The sequence below is a fragment of the Hydrogenophaga sp. genome, from assembly GCF_041913525.1.
Taxonomy (GTDB): domain Bacteria; phylum Pseudomonadota; class Gammaproteobacteria; order Burkholderiales; family Burkholderiaceae_C; genus Hydrogenophaga.
In genome coordinates this window covers 74041-89727 of record NZ_JAYSFD010000012.1, presented here as the reverse complement: position 1 = coordinate 89727, position 15687 = coordinate 74041, and the positions used below count along the sequence as shown (strand labels likewise).

Sequence of the window (15687 nt, the reverse complement as noted above, 5' to 3'; positions counted from 1 at the left end):
GCCGACAATGCCCGCATGAAGATCCAGTTGCTGAGTGACCTGCACCTCGAGGCCGACCCGTCCTTTACCCCCACCCCCGCCCCCGGGGCCGATCTGCTGGTGCTGGCCGGCGACGTGGGCTCATACCAGCGCCGCCGCGACGGCAGCACCATGACCGAGCCCGACTGGGCCCTCGGGCGCTTCGCCAATTGGCCGGTGCCGGTGCTCTACGTGCCTGGGAACCACGAATACGACGGCATCGACTGGGACGACGCCCACACCCGCCTGCGCGAGGCCTGCGAACGCCTGGGCCTGATCTGGCTGGAGCGCGAAACCTGGGTGCACCAAGGGGTGCGGTTCATCGGCACCACCCTCTGGGCCGACTACGACGCCCTGGGCGACCGCGACAAGGCCTTTCGCGCCGCCAACTTCTACCTGAGCAAGATGCAAGGCATGCGCAACGGCGCCCTGTTTGACGCGGCCGCCATGCGTGCGGTCGCTCTGGAGTGTCAGGCCTGGCTGCGCGAGGAACTGCGCAAACCCTTTGACGGCAGCACAGTGGTGGTGACGCACTTCGCGCCCACCTTGCACAGCATGGACCCGCGCTATGGCCCCACCCCGGGCACCGCCGGCTTTTGCAACGCGCTCGATTCGCTGCTGCAACACGCCGACCTGTGGTTGCACGGCCACCTGCATTGCCCCACCGACGTGCAGGTGGGGCGCTGCCGCATCAAGGCCAATCCGCTCGGTTATGCCGACAAAAACGAGCAGACGGTCTTTGAAAGCTGCGCGTGCATCGAGCTGAAGCCGCGGCCCGCTTGAGCTGGAGCAACGAAGGACAACACAGACCTTTTACACTCCGAAGCTCCAACGTTCCCAAGGAGACCCCCGATGAAGATCCTGCTGGCTGTCGATGGCAGCTCTTACACCAAGAAGATGCTGGCCTACCTGACCACGCACGACGAGACCTTCAGCGCCGAGAACAGCTACACCCTCATCGCTGTGCAGGCTCCCCTGCCCCCCCGCGCGCGCGCGGCCGTGGGCGCCGAAATCGCCAACAGCTACTACGCTGAAGAGGGCGAAAAGATCACCGCGCCGGTGGTGAAGTTTCTGCAGCGCCACGGCATCGAGCCGAAGGTGATTCACAAAGTGGGCGCTCCTGGCGAGCAGATCGCCAAGGCCGCCACCAGCGGCAAGTTTGACCTGGTGATGATGGGCTCGCATGGCCACAGCGCGCTGGGCAACCTGGTGCTGGGCTCGGTGGCCACGCAGGTGCTGGCCCAGTGCAAGGCGCCCGTGCTGCTGGTTCGCTGATCGAACCCGCCGCGCACGCAAAAAGGCCGCCCGAGGGCGGCCTTTTGTTTGGGCGATCGCCGCTGGGCGTCAGCGCACGCGCAAGCCGTCGAAGCAGGTGGACAGCACCATGTCGATGATCTGCTCGTTGGTGTAGAGCCCCGAGCCCTTGAGGAAACCCAGCACGGGGTCGCAAGCGCGCGCGTACAAGGTGTAGAGCACGGCGATGGGCGGCAAGGCGGGGTTGATGCTGCCGTTGGCCTGCGCGGCCGTGATCCAGGCGCCCAGCCGGTCGCTCACGTCCATCAGCCCGTCGACATAGGCCTTGTTGTGGGTGAGCGCGGCGCGCAGCGAGGAGTTTTCGCTGGGCAGTGAGGGCATTTCACCGGCCAGTTGCACCTCCATGGTCCAACGGGCCACGGCCTTGAGTTGCTCCAGCGGGCTGGCTTCGGTGCGGGCCTGCAGGCCGTCAAGGAAGGCGCGGGCGCGGTCCATCACCCGCACCATGGCGGCCGCCGCCAGGTCTTCCTTGCTGGGAAAGTGCTTGTAAAGACTGGCCTTGGCGATGCCCACGTCGGCGGCGACCTCGTCCACCGTCATGGCGTCAAAGCCCTTTTCGGCCAGGAGGCGGTTGACGGAGGCGACGATGGCGTCTTCACGCGCCTGGTGCATCTGTTCGCGGAAGCTGCGTTTGGCGGGAGGGACGGCGACGGAAGTGGTGCTGACGCTGGACATGGCAAACCTTTTGGCAGGATACCGATTTTGCCCGCTTTCGACGCGCGCGGCGATATCCACACCACCGAGTTGGAAATAAGACTATTTGGTTTTTTTGTGACTTTTCGGGATACCGTTGAACCAGATCGTGCATACCGATGAGGGCTGTGCGGTCTCAACCGCTTCACCACCCCTGAAAGGATTCACATGAAAAAGACGCTCGTGGCCAGTGTGCTGGCCTTCGCCGCCCTCTCTGCCGCCCAAGCCAAGGACATCGTGGACACGGCCGTGGCCGCGGGTTCGTTCAAGACCCTCGTGACCGCCGTGCAGGCCGCCGGCCTGGTGGACACGCTCAAGGGCCCGGGCCCGTTCACCGTGTTCGCCCCCACGGACGAAGCGTTCGCCAAGATCCCCAAGGCCGATCTGGACGCGCTGCTCAAAGACAAGGCCAAGCTGACCGCTGTGCTCACCTACCACGTGGTGCCGGGCAAGGTGATGGCCGCGGACGTGAAGGCCGGCAAGGTGAAGACCGTGCAAGGCAGCGAACTCACCGTGTCCACCATGGGCGGGGTGAAGGTGGACGCCGCCAATGTGGTGAAAACCGACATCACCGCCGATAACGGCGTGATCCACGTGATCGACTCGGTGGTGCTGCCGAAGTAAGCGCCACCGCGCTCGCCTCCGGCTCAGGCCGGGGGTGGGCGCAAGGCGCTGGCGGCGGCCCCGCGCAGCGCGTCGGTGAGCGCGTCCAGCACGCCCGAACTCAGGTTCCAGCAGTGCCAGTGCAGCGGCACGCCCAGGCGGTGGCGCGGCGCCACGTCCACCAACTCGCCACGCGCCAGCGAGTCCTGAACGCCCGGCAGTGGCACCACGCTCACCCCCCAGCCCTCGCGCACAGCGCGCACCTGGCCTTCGCTGCTGGGCACGTAGAGCTGTTTGAGGGTCACTCGGGGCAACTGGCAAGCCTGCCGCACGAAGGCGTGCTGCAACTGGTCTTTTCGGTTGAAGGCCACAAAAGGCAGGCGGTGGAAGTTGTGGCCGTTGAGCCCTTGCGGGCAGTGCTCGGCCGCGAACTCGGGCCGGGCGACCGCCACGTAGTCCATCACCCCCAACGCCTCCATGCGGCAGCCGCGAAGGGCCTGCCCCAGCGAGGTGACGCAGCCCAGCACCTGGCCTTCGCGCAGCCACTCGTGGGTGAACTCCTGGTCATCGGTGATGACCTCGATCGGCAGGCCTTGGCGGGCCAGTGCGCCCAGGGCGGGCAAGGCCCAGGTGGCGATGCTGTCGGCGTTGATGGCCACCGAGATGCGCTCGTCGTCGCGGCCGCTGCCTGCCGAACTGGGCGCCAGGTCGCGCAGGTCTTTCTCCAGGTCGGCGCGCAGCAGCCGCATCATCTTGGCGTGCTTGAGCATGAGCTGCCCGGCCGACGTGGGCTTGAGTGGGCGGCTGCGCACGATGAGCACCGTGCCCACCTGGGCTTCCAGCCCCCGCAGGCGCTGCGACACGGCCGACTGGGTGATGTTCAGGCGCTGCGCGGCGCGCTCGAATCCCCCCTCTTCAATGATGGCGGCCAGGCATTCGAGGGCGTCGGGATCGAAGGTGCTCATGATTAGCCAAACTGATGGAGATCGCGTTAAGTTAATTTTGCTTCACATTGGCCGGGGCGTTTCCGATACTGGCGCTTTCTGGCTGCACAAGGAGCACCACCATGCACGTCACCGTTCTGGGCGCCGGCATCATCGGCGTGAGCACCGCCTGGCACTTGCTGCAGCGCGGCCATTCGGTCACCGTGGTGGAGCGCCAGCCCGCCGCCGCTCTGGAAACCAGCTTCGCCAACGCGGCGCAGATTTCCGTGAGCTATTGCGAGCCATGGGCCAACCGCCAGGCGCCGCTGAAGGCGCTGAAGTGGATGTTCTCGGCCACCTCGCCCTTGCTGTTCCGCCCCCAGTGGGACCCCGACCAATGGCGTTGGGCCCTGCAATTCCTGGGCCAGTGCAACGACGCCGCCTTCGAGCGCAACGTGGCCGAGCTGGTGGCGCTGGGCTCGTACAGCCACGAGGCACTGAAGGCGGCGGTGGCCGACACCGGCATCGCCTTTGACCGCCTGGAACGCGGCATTGCCCACTACTACACCGACGAAAAAGCCTTTGCGGGTGCGGCCGATGCCGCCGCGGTGATGCAACGCTTTGGCGTGCAACGGCGCGTGGTCTCGCGCGAGGAGTTGCTGCAGATCGAGCCCGCCCTGCGGGCTTTTGGTGAGCGCATCGTGGGCGGCACTTACACCGCCTCCGACGAATCGGGCGATGCTCGCGTGTTCACCCAGGCCCTGGCGCAACGCTGCGAGCAGCGCGGCGCACAGATGCTGTGGAACCACGACATCGACCGCCTGGACCGCGTGGGCGACGAGATTCGCCAGGTGCGGGTGCGCGACCGCCTCAACGGCCAGTTGCGCCTGCTGCAGTCCGACGCCTTCGTGGTGGCCTGCGGCTCGTACACCGCGCCGCTGCTCAAGACCGTGGGCGTTCGGGTGCCGATCTACCCGGGCAAGGGTTACAGCGCCACGCTGCCGCTGCTCAAGCCCGAGCAGGCGCCCTTCGTGAGCATGATCGATGACCAGCGCAAGATCGCCATTTCGCGCCTGGGCGACCAGCTTCGCGTGGCCGGCACCATCGAACTGGGTGGTTTTGACCTGTCCTTGCACACGCCGCTGGCGCGCAAGCGCTGCGACATGCTGGTGCAGCGCATCGAGCAGGTGTTTCCCGGCGTGGCCGACACGCGCACGCCCGAACAAGGCGGCGACCCGCGCTTCTGGACCGGCCTGCGCCCGGCCACGCCCACCAACATTCCCCTGATCGGCCGCCTGCCGCTGCGCCGGCTGTGGATCAACGCCGGCCACGGCACGCTGGGCTGGACCCACGGGGCGGGCTCGGGCAAGGCGCTGGCCGAGCTGATCCACGGCGAACGGCCGGCCATGCGCTTTCGCTTTCACGGCATCGACGATGCCCAGGCGGTGCCCGCCACATCGCGGCGCGAGCGCCTGCCGGCTTGACGCGGCTCAGTGCAGGTCGCCCAGGGGCGCCGGGGCGGGCTCGGCCAGGAAGGCCAGCAGCAAGGCGTCGAAGTCTTCCGGCGCCTCCAGGTTCATCAGGTGCCCGATGCCGCGCAGTTCCACATAGCGGGCCTGCGCAATGCCTCGGGCCATGGCCTTCATCACGGCGGGCGGGGCCACGCGGTCGAACTCGCCAGCGATCAACAAGGTGGGCACGCGAATGTGGTCCAGCATGGATTGGCGGTCGAAACTGGTGAGTGCTTCCAGCGCGCGCCGGTAGGTGGCCGCCGGCACACCGGCCATGGCATGCTCGGCCAGGCGCAGGCCTTCGGGCAAGGCGCCGGGGCCGGTCATTTGCGGCACCAGGCGCTGGGCCATGTCGGCCATGCTGCCGCCAGCGTCCAGCACCGCGGTGCGCTCGGCAATGAACTGCTGCGCCCAGTCGCCGGCCACCCGCCCATCGGTGCGTTTGCCAAAAGCGGCCGAGGTGCCGGCCAACACCAGGCGGTTGACCTTGTCGGGCCGACGGGCCACCACCTCTTGCGCCACCATGCCGCCCATGCTGTGGCCCACCAGGGTGACGCTGGGGCATTGCAGGGCATCGATCAGGTCAACGCACTGTTGGGCCAGGCCTTTGAAGGTGTAGGGCTCGATGGGGGCGCTGCGGCCGTAACCGGGCATGTCCCAGGCCACGGCGCGGTAGCCGGCGCTGGCCAGGGCCTCAACCTGGGGGGCAAACACCAGGTGGCCGCCGCCAATGCCATGCAGCATGAGCACGGTGGGGCCGCTGCCCAGGGTGGTGAAGGCGGGCAGTGAATTCATGGGGGCATCTTATCGGGCGATGCCCGGGCGACTGCCAGCCCCCGGGCTTTCCCGGAGAATACCCACCTCAGTTACGCCATCGCCCGATCATGTCCCCTGCCCGCCAAGCTGGCCGCGAAGCCAGCCCCCCGACGTTCACGTCGCGCGAGTTCCGCGCGGCCCTGGGCATGTTCGCCACCGGCGTCACCATCGTCACCTGCCGGGGCGAGAACGGCGAGCTGGTGGGCCTGACGGCCAACTCGTTCAACTCGGTCTCGCTTGATCCCCCGCTGGTGCTCTGGAGCCTGTCGCGCAACGCCAGTTCCATGCCGGTGCTGGCCGCGGGCTGCCACTACGCCATCAACGTGCTGGCCGCCGACCAGCAGGCCCTGGCCGAGCGCTTCGCCACGCGCGGCGTGGACCGCTGGGCTGGCGTGGCCTTCACCGAGGGCGCGCAAGGCGCCCCGCTGCTCACCGGCGCGGTGGCCACCTTCGAGTGTTTCAACCGCAGCCAATACGCCGAGGGTGACCACGTGATCTTCGTAGGCCAGGTGGAGCGCTGCTCGCACAACCCCGACGCTTCGCCCTTGCTGTACCACGGCGGGCGCTTCTACACCGAGCACCCGATCTGAGACCGCCCATGACCACCGCCGCGCTGCGCCGCCCGCACCTGGACACACTGGCTGTCACCCTGCTGGTGCTGTGTTGCGCTTTCTGGGGCTTTCAGCAATCGCTCATCAAGATCGCCGCGGTGGAGATGCCGCCGCTGTGGCAGGCCACGGTGCGCTTTTGGTGCGCCACGGCGCTGCTGTGGGCGTGGTGCCACTGGCGCGGCATCGCCCTGTGGGAGAAAGACGGCTCGCTGTGGCCAGGCTTGCTGGCGGGCGGCCTGTTCGCGGCCGAGTTCACCTGCATCTACCTGGGCTTGCAGCTCACCAGCGCGTCGCGCCTGACCGTGTTTCTCTACTGCAGCCCCTTTGTGGTGGCGGTGCTGCTGCCGCGCGTGGTGCCGGGCGAAACGCTGCGCCGCGTGCAGTGGCTGGGCCTGCTGATCGCCTTTGGTGCCATGGCCCTGGCCTTCAGCGAGGGCTTTCTGCACGGCTCGCCGGTGGCGGGCCAGTGGCGCGGCGACTTGCTGGGCCTGTGCGCCGCCGTGCTGTGGGGCCTGACCACCCTCACCCTGCGCGCCACGGTGCTGTCCAAGCTGAGCGCCGAGAAAACGCTCTTCTACCAAATCGCCGTCACGGCTGCGGTGTCGCCTTTGGTGTCGCTGGCCTTGGGCGAGGCCTGGGGCTGGGCCTATTCGCTCACCACCTGGACCTCGGTGGCGCTGCAAACGGTGGTGGGGGCGTTTGCCAGCTACCTGGCCTGGATGTGGATGCTGCGGCACTACCCGGCCACCCAGATGAGCACCTTCACCTTCCTCACGCCGGTGTTCGCGCTGCTCTTCGGCATGGCGCTGCTGGGCGAGCCCTTCACCTGGCGCCTGGGCCTGGCGCTGGCGGGGGTGGCGGCGGGCATCGTGCTGGTCTCACGCCGCTGAACGCGGCCGCCGCGGCGCGCGCGGCACAGGAAATTCGGCGGTTTGCGCATACGATCGGCGGCTTCAATAACCCCCCGGAGGATATGCATGGGCATGCTGGAATGGCGAGAGAAAAACACCGATGTATTGGCGCAAGGCGGCGTCATCGGCCCCGATGAACGACTGCCCTGGCCACAAACGGCCGCCATGGGCGTGCAACACCTGATCGCCATGTTCGGCGCCACGGTGCTGGCCCCCATCCTCATGGGCTTTGACCCGAACGTCGCCATCTTGATGAGCGGCGTGGGCACGCTGATCTTTTTCCTGCTCACCGGCGGCAAGGTGCCCAGCTACCTGGGCTCGTCGTTTGCCTTCATTGGCGTGGTGATCGCCGCCACCGGCTACGCCGGCCAGGGCCCGAACGCCAACATTGGCGTGGCGCTGGGCGGCATCATTGCCTGCGGCCTGGTGTACTTCCTGATCGGTGCGGTGGTGCAAGCCGTGGGCACGGGCTGGATCGAGCGCTTCATGCCGCCGGTGGTCACCGGCTCGGTGGTGGCGGTGATCGGCCTGAACCTGGCGGGCGTGCCCATCAAGAACATGGCGCCCACCGGCTTTGACGCCTGGGTACAGGCCATCACCTTCGTGACCGTGGCCATGGTGGCCGTGTTCAGCAAGGGCATGGTGCAGCGACTGCTGATTCTGGTGGGCCTGATCCTGGCCAGCCTGATCTACGCCGTGCTCACCAACGGGCTGGGCATGGGCAAGCCCATGGACCTCTCGGGCATTGCCAACGCCGCCTGGATCGGCCTGCCCAACTTCAGCGCGCCGGTGTTCAGCGCCAACGCCATGCTGCTGATCGCGCCGGTGGCCATCATCCTGGTGGCCGAGAACCTGGGCCACATCAAGGCCGTGACCGCCATGACCGGCAAAGACCTGGACCGCTACATGGGCCGCGCCTTCATGGGCGACGGCGTGGCCACCATGGTGGCCGGCAGCGCTGGCGGCACGGGCGTGACCACCTACGCCGAGAACATCGGCGTGATGGCCGCCACCAAGATCTACTCCACCGCCATCTTCCTGGTGGCCGGCCTGATGGCCGTGCTGTTGGGCTTCAGCCCCAAGTTCGGCGCGCTGATCCAGGCCATTCCGCTGCCGGTGATGGGCGGCGTGTCCATCGTGGTGTTCGGCCTGATCGCCGTGGCCGGCGCCAAGATCTGGGTGGACAACAAGGTGGACTTTGCCGACAACAAAAACCTGCTGGTGGCCGCCATCACCCTGATCCTGGGCACGGGCGACTACACGCTGAAGTTCGGCGGCTTTGCGCTGGGCGGCATTGGCACCGCCACTTTCGGGGCCATCCTGCTGTACGCCTTGCTCAACCGCAAGGGCCACTGAGATACTCCAGGGGGAACGTTAAAGCCCCTGGTCTTTTGCACCGATAGACAGCCGGACACCCCGGCTTTCGCCCCAGGGGAGCTTCGGCTCCCTTTTTTGTTGCCCTTTCCATGCACGACGACCTGCCCTCCTCCCAAGACGACCTTGGCCGCTACCTCTCGCTCATGGTGGCCCATGGCGCGTCTGACCTGTTTCTGTCGGCGGGCACGCCGGCAGCCTTGAAGGTGCACGGCGTCATCCACCGGCTGGACGAGCCCGCGCTCACCCCCAGCCGCACGCAGCAACTGGCCTATTCGGTGATGCGCGAGACACAGATTCGAGGCTTTGAGTCCTCGCTGGAATGCGACTTCGCCATTGCCCTGCCGGGACTGGGGCGTTTTCGCGTGAACGTGTTTCGCCAGCGTGGCGACGTGGCCGCCGTGGTGCGCCACATCAACGCCAAGATCCCCTCGCTGGACTCGCTCAAGCTGCCGCCGGTGCTCAAGAAGCTGGCGCAGCTCAAGCGCGGCCTGGTGCTGATGGTGGGCGCGGCTGGCTCGGGCAAGAGCACCACGCTGGCGGCCATGATCGACCACCGCAACCGCACCGTGGGCGGCCACATCCTCACGGTGGAAGACCCGATGGAGTTCGAGCACAGCCACGACGTGGCCATCGTGGACCAGCGCGAGGTGGGCCTGGACACCCACAGCTTTGACGAGGCCCTGCGCCACGCCATGCGCGAGGCGCCGGACGTGATCATGATTGGCGAGATCCGCGATCGCGAGACCATGCAGCACGCCATGTCGTACGCGGAGACCGGGCACCTGTGCCTGTCCACCCTGCACGCCAACAACGCCAACCAGGCCATCCAGCGCGTGCTGAACTTCTACCCCGAGTCGGCCCACCGGCAGGTGCTGATGGACCTGTCGCTCAACCTCAAGGCGGTGGTCGGGCAACGGCTGATCCGTGGCACCCAGGGCAAGCTGGTGCCCGCGGTGGAGGTGATGCTGCTCTCGCCCTTCGTGAGCGACCTCATCCAGAAGGGCCAGACCGACGAGATCAAGGACGCCATGGCCAAGAGCAACGAGATTGGCATGAAGACCTTCGATCAGTCGCTCTACGACCTGTACCAGGCCGGCGACATCACCGCCGAGCAGGCCGTGGAATACGCCGATTCGCGCACCGACGTGTCGCTGCGCATTCGCCTGCACACCGGCCAGCGGCCCAGCACCGAAGGCCTGGGCATCCAGCGCTGATCAGCCGCGCTCGCAACGCCCTTCAGACGAGGCCACGCCGCGAAAGTCGCTGCGCCAACTCAGCGCGGCCACGTCGATCTGGATGCGCTCGTTGTCCAGCGCGGTGAGGATGGTGGTGCCCCGCACCGCGAAGGTGTACACCGGCACGCCGTCGATCAACACCGAGCGCACCTTCTTCTGGTCGTAGGCGATGTCCACCGTGCGCGCCCACACACTGCGCGCCGGCAGGTACACCGGCTCACAGGCCAAGTGCACGGCCGAAGACGAGGCCGCCGGTGTGGCCTGTGCCAAGCCGGCCGCCAGCAGCCCCAGCGCGGCGGCCAAGCGGCGCGGGCTCATGCGCCCTCGCCCGCGCCCTTGGCCATGCGCTCGCTCTTCCAGTACACGTCGTCACCACCGTTCATGCGGTTGAGCACGCGCGCCAGCACGAACATCAGGTCGGACAGGCGGTTGAGGTACTGGCGCGGCGCGTCTTTGATGGCCTCTTCGTTGCCCAGGGCCACCACCGCGCGCTCGGCGCGGCGCGCCACCGTGCGGCACACGTGCGCCAGGCTGGCCGCGCGCGAACCGGCGGGCAGGATGAACTCTTGCAGGCGCGGCAGGCGCTCGTTGTGCGTGGCCAAGGCCTCGTCCAGTGCCAGCACGGCCTCGGGCTTGAGCAGCTCGTAGCCGGGGATGGACAGCTCGCCGCCCAGGTTGAAGAGCTGGTGCTGAATCTCCACCAGCAGCGCGCGCACGTCGTCGGGCAGCGGTTCGCACAGCAGCACGCCGATATTGGAGTTGAGTTCGTCCACGTCGCCCATGGCGTGCACGCGCAGGCTGTTCTTGGAAACGCGAGTGTTGTCGCCCAGGCCCGTGGTGCCGGCGTCGCCGGTGCGGGTGGCGATCTGGGTGAGTCGATTGCCCATGGTGTTCTCTCTTAGGTCGGGGCGCCCATTGTGGGGGAAGCCCGCCCTGTAACGAAACCTGGGGAAATGTGTCTGGCGCAAAGCTGGGGTCAAGCCCGCAACGGCGGGCAAAAAGACTGGCCGCCGAGCACGACCCCGGGGTGGAATGCGGGCCTGTTCCACGACCAGGAGATGCCCATGACGCCACCACAGCGACGCCCTCTGAACAAGGTTTTGAACTTTGAAGGCCACAGCGTGCAGCTCATTGCCGCCTGGACGCTGGCCATCGCCGGCCTGGCCCACACGCCACCCGGCAACGCCGGACGCAGCGGCCCGGCGGGCACCACCAACGTGTCGAGCAGCCCGCACACCCGCGCTCCCGACACCCTGCGCGTGGGCGACCCATTGCCCCGGCGCTCGCGCGGTCCGGGCGTAAACTGACCGCCCTCGCCCGACGGAGCCCCGCATGAACGCCCCCACCGCCCCTGACCACCTCTTGCCCACCATCGAGCCGCGCGCGGTGCCCGAGGCCTTCATGGCCGCCCTGCAGCAGCGCTTTGGCGCCCAGTGCTCCACCGCCCTGGCGGTGCGCGAACAGCACGGGCGCGACGAATCGGTGTTCACCGTGCCGCCGCCGGCGGCCGTGGTGTTCGCCGAGAGCACGCAAGACGTGGCCGACGCGGTGGCACTGGCCGCCCAGCACCGGGTGCCGGTGATTCCCTTCGGCGTGGGCTCCTCCCTGGAAGGCCACCTGCTGGCGGTGCAAGGTGGCATCAGCCTGGACGTGAGCCGCATGAACCGCGTGCTGGCCATCAACGCCGACGACCTCACCGTGACCGTGCAGCCCGGCGTGACCCGCAAGGCCGTGAACGAGGCCGTGAAAGACCAGGGCCTGTTCTTCCCCATTGACCCGGGGGCCGACGCCTCCATCGGCGGCATGACCGCCACCCGCGCCAGCGGCACCAACGCCGTGCGCTACGGCACCATGCGCGAAAACGTGCTGGCGCTGGAGGTGGTGACCGCCAGCGGCGAGGTCATTCGCACCGGCACCCGCGCCAAGAAAAGCAGCGCCGGCTACGACCTCACCCGCCTGATGGTGGGCAGCGAAGGCACGCTGGGCGTGATCACCGAGGTCACGCTCAAGCTCTACCCGCTGCCCGAGGCCGTGTCGGCCGCCATCTGCTCCTTCCCCACCATCGAAGCCGCCGTTCGCACCGTGATTCAGGTGATCCAGCTCGGCGTGCCCATTGCCCGCTGCGAGCTCATCGACGCCAACACCGTGCGCATGGTCAACGCCCACAGCAAGCTGGGCCTGCGCGAGGAACACATGCTGCTGATGGAATTCCACGGCTCGCCGGCCAGCGTGAAAGAGCAGGCCGAAACCGTGCAAGACATCGCGGGCGAGTTCGGCGGCAACGCCTTTGAATGGGCCACCACCCCCGAAGAGCGCACCCGCCTGTGGACGGCGCGGCACAACGCCTACTTCGCCGCCATCCAGAGCCGCCCAGGGTGCCGCGCCATCAGCACCGACACCTGCGTGCCCATCAGCCGCCTGGCCGACTGCCTGCTCGACTCCGTGGCCGAAGCCGACGCCAGCGGCATTCCCTACTTTCTGGTGGGCCACGTGGGCGACGGCAACTTCCACTTCGGCTACCTGATCGACCCCGACAGCCCCGACGAACGCCAACGCGCCGAACAGCTCAACCACCAACTGGTGGAACGCGCCTTGCGGCTGGAAGGCACCTGCACCGGCGAACACGGCGTGGGCCTGCACAAAATGGGCTTTCTGCGCAGCGAGGCCGGCGACGGCGCCGTGGCCATGATGCGAACCCTCAAGCGCGCGCTCGACCCGCACAACATCCTCAACCCGGGCAAGATCTTTTCGATCTGAGCCCGGGCTGGCGGCCTCACTGGCCTCCGCGAAGCCGGTCGATCAGGCCGTTGAGTTCGTCCAGCGAGCCGAACTGAATGGCCAGTTCGCCCATTTCCTCCACCCGGCCGTGGCGCTTGACGCGCTTTTTCACGCGCACCTCCACCTCGGCGGTGAGCAGGTCGGACAGCTCTTCCTCGACGCGACGGATGTCGCGCGACTTTTCCTTCTTGGGCTTTTGCGGCACCAGGGCGAACTCGGCCGAGAGTTTCTTGGACAGGCTCTCGGCCTCGCGCACCGACAACTTCTTGCTGGCGATCTGGTTGGCCGCCGTGATCTGCGAGGCCTTGTCCAGGCTCAGCAGCGCGCGGGCGTGGCCCATGTCCAGGTCACCGGCCATCAGCATGGTCTGCACCGGCTCGGCCAGTTGCAGCAGGCGCAGCAGGTTGCTGGCGGCACTGCGCGACCGGCCCACGGCTTGGGCAGCCTGCTCGTGAGTGAGCCCAAACTCTTTCACCAGGCGTTGCAGGCCTTGGGCTTCTTCCAAGGGGTTGAGGTCTTCGCGCTGGATGTTTTCGATCAGCGCCATGGCGGCAGCGGCTTCGTCGGGCACCTCGCGCACCAGCACCGGCACCTCGCTCAGGCCCGCCAGGCGCGAGGCGCGAAAGCGGCGTTCGCCCGCGATGATTTCGTACTTGCCCTCGTTCGGGCCAGCGGCCAGCCGGCGCACCAGAATGGGCTGCATGATGCCCTGGGCCTTGATGCTCTCGGCCAGCTCATACAGGGCGCCCTCGTCCATGCGGGTGCGCGGCTGGTACACGCCGGGCACCATCTGGTCCAACGCCAGGGTGGAGGGTGCGCCCGCAGCGGGTGCCGGTGCGGCGGCGGCGTCGTCCACCTTGGGGCCCAGCAGGGCTTCGAGTCCGCGGCCGAGGCCCTTGGGTTTTTTCGTGACCATGGCAATCAGTCTTTCTTGAGTTCGTCGAGCCAGGCGTGGCCCTGCGGCCAGTCGCCCAGACCGGAGTCGGCGTTGATGTGCCCGGCGTCGCCGAGGTCGATGAATCGCGAGCCCCAGGCGCTGGCCATGGCTTGGGCACGCTCAAAGGTGCAATAGGGGTCGTTGCGGCTGCCCACCAGCACGCTGGGAAAGGGCAGGCGCTGCATGACCACGGGCGACCAGCTCGGCAGCACGGGCTGCAGTTCCTCGCGCTCGGCGTCACCGGGCGCCACCAACAGGGCCGCTTTGACGCGGTGGGTGTTGCGCGAGTGCAGGGCCCAGGCCGCGGTGAGCAGGCAGCCCAGGCTGTGGGCCACCAGCACGGCGGGTTCGTCGCAGCCCAGCAGCACCTCTTCCAGTCGGGCCGACCAGTCGCCCCGGCGCGGGGCCATCCAGTCGTGCTGGTCCACGCGGCGGTAGCCGTGCAGGGCTTCCCAGCGGCTTTGCCAGTGGGCCGGGCCGCTGTTCTGCCAGCCCGGCAGGATGAGCACGTTCTCGGGTTTCATGGGCGGGCTCACATGGTTTTGACGCGCTGCACCATTTCTTCGGCAAAGGCCAGGAAGGCCTGGCTGCCACGGGCAGACGGGTCAAACACCACGCCGGGCAGGCCGTAGCTGGGGGCCTCGGCCAGGCGCACGTTGCGCGGGATCACGGCGTTGAACACCTTGTCGCCAAAGTGGGCCTTGAGCTGGTCGCTCACCTGCTGCTGCAGGGTGATGCGCGGGTCAAACATCACGCGCAGCAGACCGATGATCTGCAGGTCGCGGTTGAGGTTGGCGTGCACCTGCTTGATGGTGTTCACCAGGTCGGTCAGGCCCTCCAGGGCGAAGTACTCGCACTGCATGGGCACGATCACACCGTTGGCCGAGCACAGGCCATTGAGGGTGAGCATGCTCAGGCTGGGCGGGCAGTCGATGAGCACGAAGTCGTAATCGGCGTCCACCTCGGCCAGGGCGGTCTTCAGGCGCTTTTCGCGGCGCTCTTCTTCCACCAGTTCCACCTCGGCGCCGGCCAGCTCGCGGTTGGCGCCGAGCACGTGGTAACCGCACTTCTCGGAAAAGATGGCGGCCTCTTTCACCGAGGCGGACTCGAGCAACACGTCGTACACCGACAGGGCCATGGCGCGCTTGTCCACGCCCGAGCCCATGGTGGCGTTGCCCTGGGGGTCCAGGTCGACCATCAGCACGCGCTGCCCCACTTTGGCCAGACCGGCCGCGAGGTTGACGGTGGTGGTGGTCTTGCCGACGCCGCCCTTCTGGTTGGCCACGCAGAAAATCTTTGCCATGCTGCTTATTTGGAAAGGGCCAGCTTCACGCCGAAGCCAATGAGGAAGAGTCCGGCCACTTTTTCCAGCGAACGGGTGATGACGGGGTTGGCGCGCAGGCGCTCGGCCAGGAAGTGGGTGAGCAACACCACGACCAGGCCGTAGAGAAAGGTGAGCGCGGCGATGGTGGCCGCCATGGCGCCAAAGGTGAGCAGGCCCTGGTGGCGGGCCGGGTCAACAAACAGCGGGAAGAAGGCCATGTAGAACACGATGGCCTTGGGGTTGAGCAGGGTGATGGTCACGGCCTGCTGAAAGTACTGGCGTGGGCGGATGTTGATCACCGGCGCATCGCCCGGCTTGGCGGTGAGCATCTTCCAGCCCAGCCAGGCCAGGTAGGCCGCCCCACCCCACTGCACCGCATTGAACGCCGCCGGGTAGGCCGCCAGCAGCGCGGCCACGCCCGCCACCGCCAGCCACATCAGCACCTGGTCGCCCGCGATCACGCCCAGCGTGGCGGCCAGCCCGCCGCGAATGCCGCCCTTGCCGGTGGAGGTGATGAGCGCCAGGTTGCCCGGCCCGGGAATGGCCAGAAAAACGACGATGGCGACCACGAAGGCGCCGTAATCCGCGATGCCGAACATGCGCTACCCCTCAAGCGTTGAAGCGCTGGAGTTTACG

19 protein-coding genes are annotated in these 15687 nt (G+C 67.6%); 10 read left to right on the top strand and 9 right to left on the bottom strand.

Features of this window, described 5'->3' with window-relative positions:
- The first annotated feature begins 15 nt into the window (after nt 1-15).
- Together ACE3RQ_RS14810 and ACE3RQ_RS14805 are read left to right on the top strand one after the other, a co-directional pair.
- A complete protein-coding gene (locus ACE3RQ_RS14810) occupies nt 16-801 on the top strand; it encodes a metallophosphoesterase (protein WP_374522817.1) in 786 nt (261 codons plus the stop codon).
- A gap of 69 nt (nt 802-870) precedes the next feature.
- The gene (locus ACE3RQ_RS14805) at nt 871-1293 is read left to right on the top strand and encodes a universal stress protein (protein WP_374522816.1); all 423 of its coding nucleotides are present in this window, start codon (nt 871-873) and stop codon (nt 1291-1293) included.
- 69 nt (nt 1294-1362) lie between these two features.
- Here the strand turns inward: ACE3RQ_RS14805 and ACE3RQ_RS14800 are convergent, their stop codons facing one another.
- Entirely contained in the window at nt 1363-2007 is a 645-nt protein-coding gene (locus tag ACE3RQ_RS14800; protein ID WP_374522815.1) for a TetR/AcrR family transcriptional regulator, read from the bottom strand.
- Between the two features lie 186 nt (nt 2008-2193).
- Here ACE3RQ_RS14800 and ACE3RQ_RS14795 point away from each other — a divergent pair, with 186 nt between their 5' ends.
- Nucleotides 2194-2649 (top strand): fasciclin domain-containing protein, encoded by a 456-nt coding sequence (locus ACE3RQ_RS14795; RefSeq protein WP_374522814.1) that lies wholly within the window; start codon nt 2194-2196, stop codon nt 2647-2649.
- Nucleotides 2650-2672: 23 nt separating this feature from the next.
- On the opposite strand, the gene ACE3RQ_RS14790 is transcribed toward ACE3RQ_RS14795, so the two are convergent.
- A complete protein-coding gene (locus ACE3RQ_RS14790) occupies nt 2673-3593 on the bottom strand; it encodes a LysR family transcriptional regulator ArgP (protein WP_374522813.1) in 921 nt (306 codons plus the stop codon).
- Between the two features lie 101 nt (nt 3594-3694).
- Here ACE3RQ_RS14790 and ACE3RQ_RS14785 point away from each other — a divergent pair, with 101 nt between their 5' ends.
- On the top strand, nt 3695-5035 hold the full coding sequence (locus ACE3RQ_RS14785; RefSeq protein ID WP_374522812.1) for a D-amino acid dehydrogenase: 1341 nt from the start codon (nt 3695-3697) through the stop codon (nt 5033-5035).
- 6 nt (nt 5036-5041) lie between these two features.
- Here ACE3RQ_RS14785 and ACE3RQ_RS14780 read toward each other — a convergent pair whose 3' ends face one another.
- Nucleotides 5042-5857 carry an alpha/beta fold hydrolase gene (locus ACE3RQ_RS14780; RefSeq protein WP_374522811.1) on the bottom strand — a complete coding sequence of 272 codons (816 nt, stop codon included), beginning with the start codon at nt 5855-5857 and terminating at the stop codon, nt 5042-5044.
- A gap of 89 nt (nt 5858-5946) precedes the next feature.
- On the opposite strand from ACE3RQ_RS14780, the gene ACE3RQ_RS14775 reads away from it, so the two are divergent.
- The 4 genes from ACE3RQ_RS14775 to ACE3RQ_RS14760 all read left to right on the top strand — a co-directional run bounded on the left by ACE3RQ_RS14775 (nt 5947) and on the right by ACE3RQ_RS14760 (nt 9991).
- Entirely contained in the window at nt 5947-6468 is a 522-nt protein-coding gene (locus tag ACE3RQ_RS14775; RefSeq protein ID WP_374522810.1) for a flavin reductase family protein, read from the top strand.
- 8 nt (nt 6469-6476) lie between these two features.
- A complete protein-coding gene (locus ACE3RQ_RS14770; protein WP_374522809.1) occupies nt 6477-7379 on the top strand; it encodes a DMT family transporter in 903 nt (300 codons plus the stop codon).
- Nucleotides 7380-7466: 87 nt separating this feature from the next.
- Nucleotides 7467-8756: a solute carrier family 23 protein gene (locus ACE3RQ_RS14765; protein WP_374522808.1), complete on the top strand. Its 1290-nt coding sequence runs from the start codon at nt 7467-7469 to the stop codon at nt 8754-8756.
- A 110-nt stretch (nt 8757-8866) separates the two neighbouring features.
- On the top strand, nt 8867-9991 hold the full coding sequence (locus ACE3RQ_RS14760) for a PilT/PilU family type 4a pilus ATPase (RefSeq protein ID WP_374522807.1): 1125 nt from the start codon (nt 8867-8869) through the stop codon (nt 9989-9991).
- Here the strand turns inward: ACE3RQ_RS14760 and ACE3RQ_RS14755 are convergent, their stop codons facing one another.
- Both ACE3RQ_RS14755 and ACE3RQ_RS14750 read right to left on the bottom strand, forming a co-directional pair.
- On the bottom strand, nt 9992-10330 hold the full coding sequence (locus tag ACE3RQ_RS14755; RefSeq protein WP_374522806.1) for a hypothetical protein: 339 nt from the start codon (nt 10328-10330) through the stop codon (nt 9992-9994).
- Nucleotides 10327-10899 carry a cob(I)yrinic acid a,c-diamide adenosyltransferase gene (locus tag ACE3RQ_RS14750; protein ID WP_374522805.1) on the bottom strand — a complete coding sequence of 191 codons (573 nt, stop codon included), beginning with the start codon at nt 10897-10899 and terminating at the stop codon, nt 10327-10329. Before ACE3RQ_RS14750 ends, ACE3RQ_RS14755 begins: the two co-directional genes overlap by 4 nt.
- A gap of 177 nt (nt 10900-11076) precedes the next feature.
- Here ACE3RQ_RS14750 and ACE3RQ_RS14745 point away from each other — a divergent pair, with 177 nt between their 5' ends.
- Nucleotides 11077-11319 (top strand): hypothetical protein, encoded by a 243-nt coding sequence (locus ACE3RQ_RS14745; protein WP_374522804.1) that lies wholly within the window; start codon nt 11077-11079, stop codon nt 11317-11319.
- Between the two features lie 25 nt (nt 11320-11344).
- A complete protein-coding gene (locus ACE3RQ_RS14740; protein WP_374522803.1) occupies nt 11345-12769 on the top strand; it encodes an FAD-binding oxidoreductase in 1425 nt (474 codons plus the stop codon).
- A gap of 16 nt (nt 12770-12785) precedes the next feature.
- Here the strand turns inward: ACE3RQ_RS14740 and ACE3RQ_RS14735 are convergent, their stop codons facing one another.
- The 4 genes from ACE3RQ_RS14735 to ACE3RQ_RS14720 are packed head-to-tail and all read right to left on the bottom strand — an operon-like array spanning nt 12786 to nt 15650.
- Nucleotides 12786-13706 (bottom strand): ParB/RepB/Spo0J family partition protein, encoded by a 921-nt coding sequence (locus ACE3RQ_RS14735; protein ID WP_374522802.1) that lies wholly within the window; start codon nt 13704-13706, stop codon nt 12786-12788.
- A gap of 5 nt (nt 13707-13711) precedes the next feature.
- Nucleotides 13712-14251, bottom strand: a complete 540-nt coding sequence (locus tag ACE3RQ_RS14730; protein ID WP_374522801.1) for an RBBP9/YdeN family alpha/beta hydrolase — start codon at nt 14249-14251, stop codon at nt 13712-13714.
- 8 nt (nt 14252-14259) lie between these two features.
- On the bottom strand, nt 14260-15030 hold the full coding sequence (locus tag ACE3RQ_RS14725; protein WP_374522800.1) for a ParA family protein: 771 nt from the start codon (nt 15028-15030) through the stop codon (nt 14260-14262).
- A 5-nt stretch (nt 15031-15035) separates the two neighbouring features.
- A complete protein-coding gene (locus ACE3RQ_RS14720) occupies nt 15036-15650 on the bottom strand; it encodes a LysE family translocator (protein WP_374522799.1) in 615 nt (204 codons plus the stop codon).
- Nucleotides 15651-15687: the final 37 nt, after the last annotated feature.

Coding starts and splice junctions, on each gene's coding strand:
- ACE3RQ_RS14755 (WP_374522806.1), bottom strand. CDS start 10,330: ATGAGCCCGCGCCGCTTGGCCGCCGCGCTGGGGCTGCTGGCGGCCGGC.
- ACE3RQ_RS14775 (WP_374522810.1), top strand. CDS start 5,947: ATGTCCCCTGCCCGCCAAGCTGGCCGCGAAGCCAGCCCCCCGACGTTC.
- ACE3RQ_RS14720 (WP_374522799.1), bottom strand. CDS start 15,650: ATGTTCGGCATCGCGGATTACGGCGCCTTCGTGGTCGCCATCGTCGTT.
- ACE3RQ_RS14740 (WP_374522803.1), top strand. CDS start 11,345: ATGAACGCCCCCACCGCCCCTGACCACCTCTTGCCCACCATCGAGCCG.
- ACE3RQ_RS14760 (WP_374522807.1), top strand. CDS start 8,867: ATGCACGACGACCTGCCCTCCTCCCAAGACGACCTTGGCCGCTACCTC.
- ACE3RQ_RS14810 (WP_374522817.1), top strand. CDS start 16: ATGAAGATCCAGTTGCTGAGTGACCTGCACCTCGAGGCCGACCCGTCC.
- ACE3RQ_RS14800 (WP_374522815.1), bottom strand. CDS start 2,007: ATGTCCAGCGTCAGCACCACTTCCGTCGCCGTCCCTCCCGCCAAACGC.
- ACE3RQ_RS14750 (WP_374522805.1), bottom strand. CDS start 10,899: ATGGGCAATCGACTCACCCAGATCGCCACCCGCACCGGCGACGCCGGC.
- ACE3RQ_RS14785 (WP_374522812.1), top strand. CDS start 3,695: ATGCACGTCACCGTTCTGGGCGCCGGCATCATCGGCGTGAGCACCGCC.
- ACE3RQ_RS14730 (WP_374522801.1), bottom strand. CDS start 14,251: ATGAAACCCGAGAACGTGCTCATCCTGCCGGGCTGGCAGAACAGCGGC.
- ACE3RQ_RS14780 (WP_374522811.1), bottom strand. CDS start 5,857: ATGAATTCACTGCCCGCCTTCACCACCCTGGGCAGCGGCCCCACCGTG.
- ACE3RQ_RS14795 (WP_374522814.1), top strand. CDS start 2,194: ATGAAAAAGACGCTCGTGGCCAGTGTGCTGGCCTTCGCCGCCCTCTCT.
- ACE3RQ_RS14805 (WP_374522816.1), top strand. CDS start 871: ATGAAGATCCTGCTGGCTGTCGATGGCAGCTCTTACACCAAGAAGATG.
- ACE3RQ_RS14765 (WP_374522808.1), top strand. CDS start 7,467: ATGGGCATGCTGGAATGGCGAGAGAAAAACACCGATGTATTGGCGCAA.
- ACE3RQ_RS14770 (WP_374522809.1), top strand. CDS start 6,477: ATGACCACCGCCGCGCTGCGCCGCCCGCACCTGGACACACTGGCTGTC.
- ACE3RQ_RS14745 (WP_374522804.1), top strand. CDS start 11,077: ATGACGCCACCACAGCGACGCCCTCTGAACAAGGTTTTGAACTTTGAA.
- ACE3RQ_RS14790 (WP_374522813.1), bottom strand. CDS start 3,593: ATGAGCACCTTCGATCCCGACGCCCTCGAATGCCTGGCCGCCATCATT.
- ACE3RQ_RS14735 (WP_374522802.1), bottom strand. CDS start 13,706: ATGGTCACGAAAAAACCCAAGGGCCTCGGCCGCGGACTCGAAGCCCTG.
- ACE3RQ_RS14725 (WP_374522800.1), bottom strand. CDS start 15,030: ATGGCAAAGATTTTCTGCGTGGCCAACCAGAAGGGCGGCGTCGGCAAG.